Below are 13,288 nucleotides of genomic sequence, written 5' to 3' on the forward strand. Positions count from 1 at the left end.
ATCGTTAACTAATATAATCTATTACCCAATATCCGGGGGCTATTTCCGCCCGTAGTCCGCCTTGATCTCGCCCCACTCCTTGGTCTGCCATTTCAGGACCTTATTGTCATAGGTGTTCGTCCGCAGCCAGTGCTCTGCCCTGTCAATCAGCGTCCAGATCTCCTCTGTAGAAGCATCCCGCGCCAGTGTTGTGGCTACCTTCTTCTGCTTGACCCATTTCATGGCATTGACGGAATCGCTGTAAACAGTTTTGCTGCTGCCCTCTTTTTTCAACAGCGCCAGCGCGTGGACGATCGCCAGAAACTCACCAAGATTGTTCGTGCCTTTCTTAATCGGACCGCAGGAGAAGATAATATCCCCAGTCTGAGTATCCACGCCCTTGTACTCTACCGGACCCGGGTTGCCCCGGGTACCGACATCCACAGAGATACTGTCGTAATCAATCTCCGCCGACGTCGGAACGGAAGCGCTCCGGCTCCACGAGCTTGCCGGTTTGCCCTTAGCCCCGCCGGATGCTGCAGCACCTGTTCCCCAATTGCCTTTCCAGCCCGCCTTATAGGCGGTATCGGCTGCTGCCTTAGACTCATAGGACTTGTATTTGGCCCCTGTATAATGATCGGTCTGGGCCTGGCATTCAGCCCAAGTGCTGTATACTCCCGGCTGCTTGCCTTCCCATACTACATAATATTTCTGTTTTGCCATGGTTACTGCACCCCCTGCCGCCAAAAATTCATCAGAAGAATATTGTAATCTAAACCGCGTCCAGATTGAAGTGCATTTATTGGGACGGCTTTCAGCCCGGAAGAAATGCCGGATAATTAATAATAATAGGGCTCATACTATGGCAGGCTGTTCAATCCAGCACCTTGAGCGCAGTATCGATGATATTCTGCAGTTTGCCCCGATCCTGTGTTGTTTTGACCATAACCCGCAAGCCTACCAGCACGTTATGAAGATAGGCTGCCATATCAGCCGGTTCATAGCTGCGCTTAAGCTCTCCGCTCTCCTGTCCGTGCCGAAGTAAACGCTCAAAGAGCCGCTCGGTATTCAGGAAGGCGTCATTCACTTTGGCTGCCGCGTCCGGATCCAAATTGGAAAGCTCCACCGCAGTATTGACGAGCAGGCACCCTTTCGGTTCAATCTCTTCCCGAAGTACGGCCATTTCAAACAACAGCCGGATAGCCTCCTTGGCGGAAGACAGCCCTTCGACCCGGTTCTCCATCTTGGAAGAAAAGATTTCCGCATAACGGTCTATCACTTTCATATATAAAGTATGCTTATCGCCAAAGGTATCGTACATGCTCCGTTTATGGATCCCCATACCGGAAACCAGGTCCTGCATGGAGGTTTTCTCATAACCTTGCTGCCAGAAGATCATCATTGCCTTTCTAAGTACGTTGTCAACATCAAATTCCTTGCTTCTAGCCATAATCATGCTCCTTTCTGGTGCTATTTTACCATTTATAGAACGTTCGGTAAATATTACTCAAAATCGTGAACTAAATCACTTCGATTCTGCACCATTCATTCTATATTAATTTTGAAGCTATCCGTTTAGGTAATGCTATAACACAACTTTGTCCAAAAGAAATGAGGTGCAGCGATGCATTCACCAGTACGCCGACTGCTTCTATGGATCCTGCTGTCTTTACTGTTCCTTCTCTTGTCCTGCAGCAGACAGGCGGAGCAGAATCCGGTATTCCGGATTCAGTCCGGCCAGAATATAAAACTTCTCACGACAACAGATACACATTATTTATCCCCCGGACTAACCGATAACGGCCCGGCTTTCAGCCGTTTTCTGGCTGCCGGAGACGGCAAACAGGTCACCTACAGCGACGAAACGCTGAATGCTCTGGAATATGATATCGGACTTCAGCGGCCGGCGGCAGTTATTATCAGCGGAGACCTGACCCATAACGGGGAAAAAGCCAGCCATCAGGACTTAGCCAAACACCTGCAATCCATCGAGCAGCGTACCGGTACGCGGGTGTATGTGATTCCCGGTAATCACGATGTGCAGAACCCTTGGGCCCGGAGCTTCCAAGGAGAGCGGCAAATCCCTGTGGACTCCGTCTCCCCCAGAGCATTCCGCAGTATTTACGGCGCTTTCGGTTATGAAGAAGCGGTGTTATCGGATAAAGATTCGCTTAGTTACCTGGCTGCACCTTCGGATGACCTATGGCTCCTGATGCTCGATACCAGCCAATACCGGAGCAATAAAAAACTGGGTCACCCCCAGCTGGATGGTCAGCTCTCTGCCTCCACGCTGAAATGGATTGATAAATGCAGCAGGCTTGCGGCAGACCACGGGGCACATATGGTAGCAGTTATGCATCACAGCCTGCTGGATCACAGTGAATTCATTCAGGATGGATTCACGATTAACAACAATAAACAGGTCATCGAAACGCTTGTCCGAAGCGGCATTACCACTGTTCTCAGCGGACATATCCATATTCAGGATATCCGCAAGTACAGCGCAGAGGCTACGGATATCTATGATATTGCTGAAAGCGCGCTCTCCGTCTACCCGCATCAATATGGTGTTCTTAACTATTCTCCCGCAGATCAGACACTTGATTACAGTACCTCCAGGCTGAACGTGGAGCTGTGGGCAAAAGCAGCAGGAAACACAGATTCAAACCTGCTTCACTTCGATGCCTACAGCGAAGAGGCATTCCGGAAGCTGTCCGCTGACCGGAGTTACGCGCGTTTAGCACAGGACAGCAGGTATGCCAACTATACGTCCATCCGGCTCCAGGCTATGGCTGACGTTGTCGGAAAGCTTAATGAAATTTATTTTGCCGGGACAGCGGATTCGGATCTTGCGGCCGTTCTTGCCTCGGAAGGATACCGTCTCTGGCAGGACGCACCTGCAAGCGGATTACGGAGTTATGTTGTGGGTATGGCACAGCTGGAACAACAGGATAATCATCACCTGCTGGTAAAATTAACCGGCCGGTAGGGTTTAAGCAGCGTGAATTACGTTTAAGTAGGGTCGAGCAGAATAATTCAATAAGCTCAAAGGAGGATGACAAATCAATGTTCAAACGCATGGATGAAATCATGATTGAGATCCCCGATGTCGAGAAGCCGGACCCGAATGCTGCAGCAGCCGTACAGGAGCTTTTAGGCGGGAAGTTCGGAGAAATGTCCACCCTCAACAATTATCTGTACCAGTCCTTTAATTTCCGCTCCAAAGAAAAGCTGAAGCCGTTCTACGATCTGGTGATGAGTATTACCGCCGAAGAACTTGGGCATGTGGAGCTGGTCTCACACGCGGTCAATAAATGCCTTAGAGGATCCACCGAATATAAAAAACCGGATTCCACACCACTGGAAGCTGTAAAGGATGCCCGCTTATCCTATCATTTCCTGGCCGGGGCACAGGGTGCCATGCCATTTGACTCGATGGGTAATCCCTGGACCGGTGCCAATGTCTTCAATAGCGGCAATCTCGTGGAGGACCTGCTGCATAATTTCTTCCTCGAATGCGGGGCAAGAACACATAAAATGAAAGTCTATGAAATGACCGATCATCCGGCTGCACGTGCGGTCGTCGGCTTCCTGCTGGTCCGCGGCGGCGTCCATGTTGTCGCTTACGCCAAGGCGCTGGAAATCGCTACAGGCGTGAATGTGACCAAGCTGGTGCCGGTTCCGTCATTAAGCAATAAATCCTTTAACGAAGCTAGAAAATATGAGGAAAAAGGTGTTCATACGAAGCTATATACCTGGAGTGACCAGGATTTCAGCTCCATTGACCAGATCTGGAAGGGCACTCATCCGGAGGACGGGCTCCCGCTTGAAGTTATCGCCGGCGCACCAAAGGGCGTACCGATTCCAGAAGCCCCAGAATCCAAAGAAGAGTTCGCACCCGGCATTTCTGCTGAAGACTTTAAGGAAATAGCCAAACGGCTTAAAATGGCCGGCAACATTACGGACTAGATTATATAAAACATAAGGGCGCCTTCCTGTGCAGGACGCCCTTTTTTATTGTTTCAATCATATCCGCCCACTGCTTCAGGCAGCTCCAGATATTCCGTCTTAGTTATGACCCGTTCCCAGATATAGCTCCGCAGCTCCTTAAGCCGCTTTGCATCCCCGCCAACCTCGCAGTTCTCCTCACTCCAGTCAAAGGAGTGCTGGTCCCCATTCAGCTGAATCTGCCAGCCCATAATCCCAAATCGGACAGAGAAGGCAAAACCTCGGGCATTTCTTCCGGCATTTGAAGAGCCACCGCGGTTGGATCCGCTGACCGATCGGTCGTATTCCCCTCACACCCGGCAAGCCAAAACACAAGCAGCAGCGAGAACAGAGGCAGCAATGGCCGCATCATCCTTCCTCCTTCAATACAGATTCTGCAAAAAAGATACCTCCCGTGTACGGGAAAGTATCTTAGAATGAATCACTTATCTAGGTTTCATAGCAAAAAGATGCCGCCGATTCCAGCACACCGGCAATATAAGCGGAAACTTCAACATGAACAGGATGGATAAGAGAGGCAGCAATACTTTCAGGACTGTGTTCTTTCAGTTTAATCATTAAATTATTAATGATCATCTTCCGGTTTCTCCTGCCTGATCAGCTTCAAGATTGAGCAGCGCTGTTGCGGCTTCGCGCCCGTTCACCAGCAGCGTGATCCGATGCTCTCCCGGATAATGGCGGCGGGTCGTCAAGTCTGCCCACCGGTGCGTCCGCACCGCTGACAGCCTCGATCCTCCCGGCACTGTCTTATCGGACAGCAGGAACAGCTTGCGTGAGGTTTTCCCGCCCGCCTTCACGAAATCTATGCCGTATTCAATCCGGATACGCACCGGATCACCTTCACGGACCGTAAGACTGTAGCGCAGCTTGCAGCTGCCGCCAATCTGCAGCACAGACGGTTCTAGAGACAGAGAAGCAGCAGCCACCAGCGGCATATCCTTCGTCTCGTCCGCATACCCGAATAAAGCCATAATCTCAGGGTTTGCTTGGCGGATTAGGGAGCGGCAGCCATGCCGCACAATCCAATCCGTGTGCTCATTAATGCCCTTCCAGCGGCGTGCGATGTCTATGACCACATCCGGGTGGTCCTTGGCGATGTCGTTCAGATTGTTGGCAACACTTTTGCGTACATACAGCGAAGGGTCTGCCTTCAGCTGCTCCAGCACCGGCAGGACCGGAGACGGGTCGAGCTTGAACATCGGCAGCGCCTGGCCCCAGGGCAGGCGTGGCCGGCTACCTTCGCTGGCCAGCCGCCGCACATGCTCATTGTCATGGCGCGACCAGACCCGCATCTGTGCCATCATCCGCTGCGGGTCACGCAGCATGAACGGCCTGACGGCGAACTCAGCCGACGATCCCAGCGTAAACCGTTCCAGCGCCGCCATCGACAGCTCCCAGTGCTCTTCCCCCTGCCCGTAAACCTCAACGAAATCGGGAAAAATCAGGTATGGAAAACCAATGCATTCCCTGTCTATCGCATACAGAACAGCCAACGCCTCTTCGTAATCCGCAGGCAGAAAAGCCCCCAGTATCTCTGTAATCCGCCGCATCCGGGCTTTCAGCTCCAGCTCCTCCCACGGCTCTTTCATCGCAGCCGCAACGAAATTCTCCGTGTTGAATGCGCTATACACCCGGTGCAGCTTCCTGCCGAAGCCCCGCAGAAATTCTTCATTGTACATTGCTTTTAACGGTTCCGCCATGAGTTAATTCCTCCTGCTGATTCTTCAGACCTTCTGGATGCAAGCTTACCATGGAGTACTGGACAGCCTTGTGTCATGTTCGTTGTCAGCTTTGGAAAATCTCTTTTCGGAGATTTATTCCTCCTACCGCGCAGCCCTTCCGGCGATACCAACACCCGGTTCATACTCTTCGTCCTCCAAAAACGGGGAGACGGTCCAAAGCTCTGCCATGCTGATTACGTCATCTTCACCAGGCACAGAGAGTTCTTCATACTCTTCCTCGCTAAATTCGTCAATAGTACCGGCTTCAACATTAGCATCATCTTCTTCGTAATTATCATATCCGGCGAAGATCAAGCCATTGTCTAATTCCTCCGCCGTCAGCTCTCCTTCGTCAACTAGCACCTCATCAGACTCGCCCACATAGCTGTAGGCACGGATCAACTCCCCGTCTACAGCCTTAGCCCAGGCATGGTAATCGACAACCCGGTGTGTAGCGAAATAATAAGCCTCACCATACCGGCTGCTGAGCCGTTTCACTCTTTCCAGCGGATTGTCTTCCCCTGATGCGTTCAAATCCGGCATAAAGGAATTAACGGCAAGAGTCCAGCCATTAACAGGGGGAGACACGAAGTAATATCCTTGGTAGGCACCAGCCAACCCTGTCTGCCAGTTAGCCGGCTGCAGTTCATTCAAATTGAAAAACGCGGCAACCGATGCCGTATCCGCTGTCCGGATTGCATACCACTGGCATTTATAGCCGAAGCTTACCGGAGAATCCGGGCTTGGATCAAACATATGAACACTCTCCTTAGTTCAGTCTAGGTCATTAATACCGCTCTGGATTAAGATTGATCAAAAGAATGCAGCAGGATATTTCAGCTCACCCCTGAGACCGTTCAGCCCGCCATCATATAGCTCACATACCTGAAACACATTGTCCTCCACCGGGAACTGCAGAAGCTCCAGCCCATGCGCTCTCGCCGGTACAAAACCGAATCTGGGGTAGTAGGAGGGATATCCGATCAGCAGGATTACACCGAAGCCAAGCTTCGCGGCCCGTCTTTTCCCCTCTTCAATCAGCAGTCCGCCGACGCCTCTTCCCTGGTAATCCGGACGAACTGCAATTGGCGCTAGTACAGTCACCTGATGTTCCCGGTTATCCTCCATGACCTTGGCTCCGCTGATCAAGACATGGCCGACAATCTCTCCCGCCTCTTCAGCTACTATGGACAGCCCCGGAATAAACTCTTCAGAGGCTCTAATTCTTTCAACCAGCTTCGCTTCATCCTCACGATTGCCGAACGCAATCTCATTTAATTGGAAGACCTGCTCATAATCCTTCACCATTTCGGTTCTAATCTGCATGCGCTGCTCTCCTCGCATCGTTAACTCATATCCAACTAGTATTTGACTATTCACGTCGAGCCGAAGTTTAGGTGGAGGGAATCCCACTAATGTACTGCCATCCAAATTCATCAGTTAAGCAGCTTTTCCACTTCTTCAATGCTTTTCTTCGCTCTGCTGTTCAGCGTTCGCTTGTCCCGAAGCCCAAGCTGCTGCAGCTCATGACCCGGGTCGAGCACCAGCGGCTGGATTATGACCGCCTCCAGAATCTGTACAGCCGTGCGACACGCGCTGAACAGCTGCTCACGGGAAATCAGCAGCTTATGGGCACGGATAATGCCAACCAGCCCCTCCGCATACATCAGCCTGACGATGCTGTCCGCGCTCATGATGTTGCGGTACGCGAACGAAGCTGTTTTATCCACGATAATCGGGTCCTGATATTGTTTGGAGAGTGTCTCCAGCCCCGCAACCGCTTCCCAGTCTCTTATAGACAACCGCTGCAGATAATCGCCCGCCAGCTCCTGGAGCCACTGCTGCTCAGTATCTTTTGTAATGTTGTACTCTTGATAGGTCTTCAGTGCACCTTCACGGTGCATCTGAACCAGGCTGCCGGAATAGCGGACAAACAGCTCACGGGCCTGCAGAAATTCCTCATTCATTTTCCCGCTTCCCGCCCTTCATACAAATTGTTATGTTTTCATCACTTTTGCAAAATAAAACCTGTTTTCAAAATTCACAGCCTGTCGTAAAATAATTGAAAAGCTTTTTCGGGTAAATTGAATTGAAGCTACTCAACGGGGGAGGGACCGGGACGATGCCGAAAACACTTGTTAAAAACATTGATTTTTTTGTTGCTGCCATGTCGCAGACCTTTGTATCCGCGCTGCAGCTTGACCCTGACGGAATGTATTCCCAGGTCGGCTACGGAATTATTGAGAAGTTCTCTGAAGAATATGTGCGTGTAAAACGTTTTGACGGCTCCGTCTCGCATTATGACCGGGAAATCACGAAATTTCAGCATAACCGGGCGTAGCACCTAAGTAATACTTCCCTTTCCGCACGGATTTTCCTGCTTCTGGTATGTAATAAACCTCACATGTGCTCTGGTTCAAATGCTCCGGACCGGTTTACTGGTTACATAGTATATGCGTTTCTGGCATATCCTAACTTTTACTGACCGGAAAGGATGAGCGACATGAGCGATAAGGACAAGTTCAAGGATGAACGGGGAGCTGCATTTGAGCAGATTCCGGATCCTGACCACAGCAGGCTTGGGCAAGAAGGCGCCACCGGCAAGGTAGAGGATATTGTCGGAGGCATTGTAGACAATGTGCAGGAGAGCCTGACTGGGGAGAAGGGTAAGGATACCGGCAAGGACGAGTGAGCAGTAGCCTGAAAAGGGTAAAATAAGAGCAGGGGTACGCCCCGTCCTCTCACACCATTGTACATGCGGGACTGCATAGGACAGTCCCATAAGGTTAACCAAGTTCAAGATAACCTGAAAGTAAACCTGTCAGCCCTTTCGCTTCTTAATAGGAAGCTGGAAGGGCATTATTCGCGTTCTGTGACGACAATATAAAGGAGCTACATGGCTGCAGCTCCTCTATCGTTCTAATATATTTATAAATCAGAGTATTAATGTCTATCCGTTGTCCGGTTGACATGGACATCCCGGTCCCGCCGTTTCAAACCGGCCAATCCTGCTAAACCCAACAGACCCAGCAGGCCCCAGTTGCCGTGATCCTCATCGTCATTGTCATTGTCAATGTTGTCTGCCGCAGCCTGGACTTGAGTTGTCGCAGTGTTACCAGCATTATTATTAGTACTAGTGTTCTCAACTGAATCCGCAAAGGCTGCCGATGCACCAAGACTTGAAACGATGAGTACTGTCAGAAACATTGTTTTAACTTTTAACATAATGATCAGCTCCTCTAGGTTGATGTTAAGTCTGATTATTATCTAACCTATGTGAGCTACTGTGAATCATCCGCCAGAAATGAGAACCACATAAAAAGCCGGCGGACACCCTTAAGAGTGTCCGCCGGCTTACATGATGTGGCCGATCATTTCAGAACAAATTCCCCCCGGTTTTTACCGGAGTTGTTGATTTGACAAGACTCCGGTTTTGAAACTCGCCAGATAACTCTCAGGATGCACCTTTAATTTCTGCTGACAGTTGGTTACAGCTACCTTCCATGTCAGCCCTGCAGCTGCTTCAGCTCATAAAAAGCTCCCTTGCGGCTCATCAGCTCTTCAAAGGTTCCAGCCTCCGCCACCTGACCGTCCTTCATGACCACAATCCGGTCCGCATCGCGGATGGTGGACAGCCGGTGAGCCACGATAAAGGTCGTCCGCCCGCGCATCAGCTCCCGCATCGCCTTTTGGACGATGAATTCGGAGATGTTGTCCAGGGCAGAGGTGGCTTCATCCAGCAAAATAATCTCCGGATCACGGATCATCGCCCGGGCAATGGCAATCCTCTGGCGCTGTCCGCCTGACAGCTTGCCGCCGTGTTCCCCAATCAGGGTATCGATGCCCTGCGGCATCTGGGCGATCACATCCTGCAGATTGGCCAGCCGGATGACTTCCTCCAGCTTGCTGTCCGGTACATCCGTCAGCCCGAAGGTGATATTGCTGCGGATGGTGCCTGAGAACAGCACGGTGCTCTGCGGCACGACAGCCAGCTTCTGGCGGTACATGCGCATATCCAGCTCCTCCAGCGGCCTGCCGTCCACGAGTATCCTGCCGCAGGTCGGGCGGTAAAAGCCTACTACCATGTTAAGCACCGTTGATTTGCCCGCACCCGATTCACCCACCAGTGCAATGCATTCCCCGGGCCGGACGGTTAAATTGAAATCCTTGAGCACATGCTTGTCTGTATCTTTATAGCTGAACTGCACCTGGCGGAATTCATAAGCGCCGCGCAGCGAGTCGACCGCCGCAGTTCCCTGATATTCTTCAATCTGCGTGGAGGTCAGCACCTCCGAGATGGAATAGATGGACTCAAACCCCCTGGCAAATTGCGGATATACCCCCAGCAGACTGTTGATCGAAGCCAGAATCGTCGAGAAAAATCCCTGATACATGACCACATCCCCGACCTGAATCTTCCCCTGATACGCGAGCACGCAGGTGAAGCCGAGGCATAGCAGCTGAAACAGTGTGAACACAACCCAGCTGGAAGCCCCAAACAGCGCTTCGGTGATATCCAGCCGGTATCCTTTTCCCTTCAGCTCAGACAGCGTCGTATCCACTTTGCCGATTTCCACCTCTTCCAGCCCGTGTGCCCGGGTCACCGGGATCATCTCCACCGTTTCCGCCACCTGTCCGGACATATTCTCAATCTGGCGGCGGAATTCACGGTTGCGGGTGCGGATCTTTTTGCGGAAAAAGGTAATTAGCAGGACGCCAAAAGGAATGACCAGCACGAAGAACAGGGTTACCTGCAAGCTTTTGAAGGCGGTAATGGTGGTAGCAATCAGCACATTCGTTACAGCCGGTACAAAAGAATACATCATTTGCTTGGATAGTGTCTCAATGGCTTCCACATCACGCAGCACCTTGGACTGCAGCCGCCCGGCCCGCAGATCCGTGTGATAGGTCATGGACAGATGCTGGAGCTTGCGGATCAGTGTTCCGCGTAAACCCGCCTCAACCTGACGGGAGGACCGGCTCATGAAGCTGACATGCATATAGGCGGACGGGATATTTTGCACAATGACAACGGATACAATCGCCAGATCGATCCATAGCCAACGCAGACTGTTTAAGTCCGGGCGGCTGAGATGATTAATGATATCGGCGGTAATAACGGGTATGACCCAGGTTGGAGCATGCTTAAGGATATAGAACAACAGCGAGACGAGCAGATTGATTCGCATGCCTCTATACAGCAGTATCAGTGTATGGAATGGGCGGTCCTTCTTGATCTCACGGCTCATAAAAAGCTGCTCATAATCCGGCACGCCTTCCCTTGTCTGCTCCATACTCTTCACCTTCCTTTCCGTTTATGGCTTAGCCGGGCAGCTGCTTCCAGAACTCCGTCCCTTCAAAGACCTGCGCTTTATCCGGCACCGCCTCCGCCTCCCCTGGTAAAAGAGCCCAAGGCACACGCTGCTCCCGCAGCTTATCCTCATCCGCTATGCCGTATTCCCGGAAACGAACCGTTGTTTCATTGGCAGGATTGCCCCAGTTATCCCAGCCTGCGGGATGAATATGGGATCCGAGCCGGCAATTCACAAACTCTGTCCTAGCATTACCGCGCCACGGGCGTCCCAGATACACCCCGGATACACCTTCCGCAGCCGTCAGATAACATTCATCAAAAACATATCCGTAGCTCTGCCCCTGCGGAGTAGACGCTGCTGTTATGAAGCCGGACCCTTCGTTTGTGGATTTCAGGCTGCGGATTTCACAATGCTCAAAATAGGCGGCCGCTCCGCCGAAAATAAAGTCCACCGTTCCTTCGATATAGCAGCCCGTGTACAGCTGGCGGCAGATTTCATGCCGCTCCTGCAGATGGATGCCGCCGAAGGGCCCGCCGTGCTTATTGGCCGCAGGCAGAGGGCCGGTAAAAATAGTGTCCTGGTGCCCCTTAAAGGTACAGTTGCGGAACACCGTCTCATCGCAGTGGGCATACAAGGCAAGCGCCTGCCCGATATCAGGGCCTTGCCCCGCAGTATTAACGACGATAAGATTCTCAACAACCAGCCTGCTGCCGCCCAGAAACAGGGTCGGTGTGGCAAAGGTTCCCTGTTCTTCTCCGGCTTCATCCAGCTGCCGGGCATAGCGGTTACCCCTGATTATCACCTCTCCGATGCCGGTTATCGTCAGGTCCGACCGGTATATCTGCACATTCTCTTCATACACGCCAGCCAAAATATACAGCGTCTGCGCTTCACCCGCAGGCAGCCGCTCAAGCACCTCTACTGCCTCTGCGATTGTCTGATAATCGCAGAAGGCTTCTTTTCCCACCAGCATGACTTATCCTCCCAGTCCTTATTCGCCCGTTCTTGCCGGAAATATACTACCCATTCCAGTTCCCTATTTCACCTTCCGGTCTTGTCAAACAAGCAAGTTGATTATAGCGCTCCAGTGAGGTCTATGCCAACAATAATTTTAACGTGTGCATTTCATTATCCTCTTGACTTGAAGGGGCTTGAGGACTACACTGAAATCGTTAACAATTCTATTGCCGGGGAGAACTTATGATTACCATCAAAGACATTGCCCGTGTTGCCGGCGTCTCCCACACCACTGTGTCCAGAGCGCTGAACGGCAGCCCGCTGATCAAGAAGGTCACCCGCGACAAGATTGAGAAAATCGCCGCGGAAATGAATTATGTGCCGAATTACAGCGCCAAGAGCCTGGTTACCAAGCGCTCCTTTACCATCGGGCTGTTCTTCTCCAGTATTGATCAGGGAACCTCGTCAAGCTTTCTTGTGGATGCGATCAAAGGGATCAGCCATGTGCTGGATGAGAATTTCAACCTGACCGTGCACGGGATCGACGGCGTCCACAACTTTGGGAATATTCAGCCGCAGCGTTTTGACGGCATTCTCGTCATGAGCCAGAGCGATGAGGATAATGCTTTTATATACCACGTGAAGACGATGGGCATTCCGCTGGTCGTGCTGAACCGCCAGCTGGAGGACCCGGGTATTATGAACGTGGTGGCGAACGACCGTGAAGGCGTCAAGGAAGCTATAGATTATGCGGTCTCGCAAGGACATCAGCGGCTGGCTATTATTGAAGGAAAACCCGGATTCAAATCTTCGACTGAACGCAAGCAAGGCTTTATGGACAGTCTGATTGAACACCGCCTGCAGCTGAATTCCGACTATTTTGCAGCGGGGGATTACAGCATTGAGAGCGGTTATGCCGCAATGACTACCCTGCTTAGCCTTTCGGAGCGGCCGACTGCCGTATTCTGTTCCAATGATGATATGGCCATCGGTGCTATGAATGCCTGCTACGCCCACAAGATCAGCATCCCGCAGCAGATTTCCCTGCTCGGATTCGACGATATTATGTTCGCCCGGTATACCAATCCCGCGCTGACGACAGTACGCAAGCCGATTGCCGATATCAGTGAGCTAGGCACGAAGATGCTGATCCAGCTGCTGCAGCAGCCGGAGACGAAACCGCAGCAATTGTTCGTGAAGACCTCACTCGTCGTGCGTGATACTGTTGCAGGGTGTTAAGCAGCCCCTATCATCTTTGTTTCTTGCAGAACCGGATTGCCCTTCCCAAGCGGAGGAATAATCCGCTTC

The 13,288-nt window shown here is 51.6% G+C and carries 16 protein-coding genes and 1 pseudogene; 5 read left to right on the forward strand and 12 right to left on the reverse strand.

Annotation, left to right across the window (positions count from 1 at the left end):
- Window positions 1-39 precede the first annotated feature (39 nt).
- On the reverse strand, window positions 40-702 hold the full coding sequence (rnhA, locus tag L6H70_RS09445) for a ribonuclease H (RefSeq protein WP_236332170.1): 663 nt from the start codon (window positions 700-702) through the stop codon (window positions 40-42).
- A gap of 151 nt (window positions 703-853) precedes the next feature.
- Complete coding sequence (locus tag L6H70_RS09450; RefSeq protein WP_236332172.1) at window positions 854-1,429, reverse strand: TetR/AcrR family transcriptional regulator; 576 nt, start codon at window positions 1,427-1,429, stop codon at window positions 854-856.
- A gap of 174 nt (window positions 1,430-1,603) precedes the next feature.
- Here L6H70_RS09450 and L6H70_RS09455 point away from each other — a divergent pair, with 174 nt between their 5' ends.
- The gene (locus L6H70_RS09455; RefSeq protein WP_236332174.1) at window positions 1,604-2,968 is read left to right on the forward strand and encodes a metallophosphoesterase; all 1,365 of its coding nucleotides are present in this window, start codon (window positions 1,604-1,606) and stop codon (window positions 2,966-2,968) included.
- A 77-nt stretch (window positions 2,969-3,045) separates the two neighbouring features.
- Window positions 3,046-3,948, forward strand: coding sequence for a manganese catalase family protein (locus tag L6H70_RS09460; RefSeq protein WP_236332176.1), 903 nt, complete (start codon window positions 3,046-3,048; stop codon window positions 3,946-3,948).
- A 53-nt stretch (window positions 3,949-4,001) separates the two neighbouring features.
- Here the strand turns inward: L6H70_RS09460 and L6H70_RS09465 are convergent, their stop codons facing one another.
- The 7 genes from L6H70_RS09465 to L6H70_RS09495 form a co-directional block, all read right to left on the reverse strand.
- A complete protein-coding gene (locus L6H70_RS09465; protein ID WP_236332178.1) occupies window positions 4,002-4,178 on the reverse strand; it encodes a hypothetical protein in 177 nt (58 codons plus the stop codon).
- Window positions 4,157-4,336 (reverse strand): hypothetical protein, encoded by a 180-nt coding sequence (locus tag L6H70_RS09470; RefSeq protein ID WP_236332180.1) that lies wholly within the window; start codon window positions 4,334-4,336, stop codon window positions 4,157-4,159. Before L6H70_RS09470 ends, L6H70_RS09465 begins: the two co-directional genes overlap by 22 nt.
- Before the next feature lie 80 nt (window positions 4,337-4,416).
- Window positions 4,417-4,563, reverse strand: coding sequence for a hypothetical protein (locus L6H70_RS09475; RefSeq protein ID WP_236332182.1), 147 nt, complete (start codon window positions 4,561-4,563; stop codon window positions 4,417-4,419).
- A complete protein-coding gene (locus L6H70_RS09480; protein ID WP_236332185.1) occupies window positions 4,560-5,687 on the reverse strand; it encodes a DNA alkylation repair protein in 1,128 nt (375 codons plus the stop codon). Before L6H70_RS09480 ends, L6H70_RS09475 begins: the two co-directional genes overlap by 4 nt.
- A gap of 123 nt (window positions 5,688-5,810) precedes the next feature.
- On the reverse strand, window positions 5,811-6,464 hold the full coding sequence (locus L6H70_RS09485; protein ID WP_236332187.1) for a hypothetical protein: 654 nt from the start codon (window positions 6,462-6,464) through the stop codon (window positions 5,811-5,813).
- Window positions 6,465-6,521: 57 nt separating this feature from the next.
- On the reverse strand, window positions 6,522-7,034 hold the full coding sequence (locus L6H70_RS09490; RefSeq protein WP_236332188.1) for a GNAT family N-acetyltransferase: 513 nt from the start codon (window positions 7,032-7,034) through the stop codon (window positions 6,522-6,524).
- Between the two features lie 110 nt (window positions 7,035-7,144).
- Window positions 7,145-7,675 (reverse strand): hypothetical protein, encoded by a 531-nt coding sequence (locus L6H70_RS09495; protein WP_236332190.1) that lies wholly within the window; start codon window positions 7,673-7,675, stop codon window positions 7,145-7,147.
- A gap of 155 nt (window positions 7,676-7,830) precedes the next feature.
- Here L6H70_RS09495 and L6H70_RS09500 point away from each other — a divergent pair, with 155 nt between their 5' ends.
- The gene (locus tag L6H70_RS09500; RefSeq protein WP_054941569.1) at window positions 7,831-8,049 is read left to right on the forward strand and encodes a hypothetical protein; all 219 of its coding nucleotides are present in this window, start codon (window positions 7,831-7,833) and stop codon (window positions 8,047-8,049) included.
- Window positions 8,050-8,211: 162 nt separating this feature from the next.
- Window positions 8,212-8,400 carry a hypothetical protein gene (locus tag L6H70_RS09505; protein WP_236332192.1) on the forward strand — a complete coding sequence of 63 codons (189 nt, stop codon included), beginning with the start codon at window positions 8,212-8,214 and terminating at the stop codon, window positions 8,398-8,400.
- A gap of 251 nt (window positions 8,401-8,651) precedes the next feature.
- On the opposite strand, the gene L6H70_RS09510 is transcribed toward L6H70_RS09505, so the two are convergent.
- The 3 genes from L6H70_RS09510 to L6H70_RS09520 all read right to left on the reverse strand — a co-directional run bounded on the left by L6H70_RS09510 (window position 8,652) and on the right by L6H70_RS09520 (window position 11,996).
- On the reverse strand, window positions 8,652-8,933 hold the full coding sequence (locus tag L6H70_RS09510; RefSeq protein ID WP_236332194.1) for a WGxxGxxG family protein: 282 nt from the start codon (window positions 8,931-8,933) through the stop codon (window positions 8,652-8,654).
- Between the two features lie 281 nt (window positions 8,934-9,214).
- Window positions 9,215-11,002: an ABC transporter ATP-binding protein gene (locus tag L6H70_RS09515; protein WP_236332196.1), complete on the reverse strand. Its 1,788-nt coding sequence runs from the start codon at window positions 11,000-11,002 to the stop codon at window positions 9,215-9,217.
- Window positions 11,003-11,030: 28 nt separating this feature from the next.
- Window positions 11,031-11,996 (reverse strand): pectinesterase family protein, encoded by a 966-nt coding sequence (locus L6H70_RS09520; protein ID WP_236332199.1) that lies wholly within the window; start codon window positions 11,994-11,996, stop codon window positions 11,031-11,033.
- Between the two features lie 224 nt (window positions 11,997-12,220).
- Between L6H70_RS09520 and L6H70_RS09525 the strand changes: the two are divergent.
- Window positions 12,221-13,219 (forward strand): annotated as a pseudogene (locus L6H70_RS09525) (LacI family DNA-binding transcriptional regulator); the annotation flags it as partial.
- Window positions 13,220-13,288: the final 69 nt, after the last annotated feature.

This window comes from Paenibacillus auburnensis, assembly GCF_927798115.1.
GTDB lineage: Bacteria > Bacillota > Bacilli > Paenibacillales > Paenibacillaceae > Paenibacillus_AQ > Paenibacillus_AQ auburnensis.

Bases quoted from the DNA above. Each gene is read 5' to 3' on its own strand.
- rnhA (WP_236332170.1), bottom strand. From the start codon at position 702: ATGGCAAAACAGAAATATTATGTAGTATGGGAAGGCAAGCAGCCGGGA.
- L6H70_RS09450 (WP_236332172.1), bottom strand. From the start codon at position 1,429: ATGGCTAGAAGCAAGGAATTTGATGTTGACAACGTACTTAGAAAGGCA.
- L6H70_RS09455 (WP_236332174.1), top strand. From the start codon at position 1,604: ATGCATTCACCAGTACGCCGACTGCTTCTATGGATCCTGCTGTCTTTA.
- L6H70_RS09460 (WP_236332176.1), top strand. From the start codon at position 3,046: ATGTTCAAACGCATGGATGAAATCATGATTGAGATCCCCGATGTCGAG.
- L6H70_RS09465 (WP_236332178.1), bottom strand. From the start codon at position 4,178: ATGGGCTGGCAGATTCAGCTGAATGGGGACCAGCACTCCTTTGACTGG.
- L6H70_RS09470 (WP_236332180.1), bottom strand. From the start codon at position 4,336: ATGCGGCCATTGCTGCCTCTGTTCTCGCTGCTGCTTGTGTTTTGGCTT.
- L6H70_RS09475 (WP_236332182.1), bottom strand. From the start codon at position 4,563: ATGATCATTAATAATTTAATGATTAAACTGAAAGAACACAGTCCTGAA.
- L6H70_RS09480 (WP_236332185.1), bottom strand. From the start codon at position 5,687: ATGGCGGAACCGTTAAAAGCAATGTACAATGAAGAATTTCTGCGGGGC.
- L6H70_RS09485 (WP_236332187.1), bottom strand. From the start codon at position 6,464: ATGTTTGATCCAAGCCCGGATTCTCCGGTAAGCTTCGGCTATAAATGC.
- L6H70_RS09490 (WP_236332188.1), bottom strand. From the start codon at position 7,034: ATGCAGATTAGAACCGAAATGGTGAAGGATTATGAGCAGGTCTTCCAA.
- L6H70_RS09495 (WP_236332190.1), bottom strand. From the start codon at position 7,675: ATGAATGAGGAATTTCTGCAGGCCCGTGAGCTGTTTGTCCGCTATTCC.
- L6H70_RS09500 (WP_054941569.1), top strand. From the start codon at position 7,831: ATGCCGAAAACACTTGTTAAAAACATTGATTTTTTTGTTGCTGCCATG.
- L6H70_RS09505 (WP_236332192.1), top strand. From the start codon at position 8,212: ATGAGCGATAAGGACAAGTTCAAGGATGAACGGGGAGCTGCATTTGAG.
- L6H70_RS09510 (WP_236332194.1), bottom strand. From the start codon at position 8,933: ATGTTAAAAGTTAAAACAATGTTTCTGACAGTACTCATCGTTTCAAGT.
- L6H70_RS09515 (WP_236332196.1), bottom strand. From the start codon at position 11,002: ATGGAGCAGACAAGGGAAGGCGTGCCGGATTATGAGCAGCTTTTTATG.
- L6H70_RS09520 (WP_236332199.1), bottom strand. From the start codon at position 11,996: ATGCTGGTGGGAAAAGAAGCCTTCTGCGATTATCAGACAATCGCAGAG.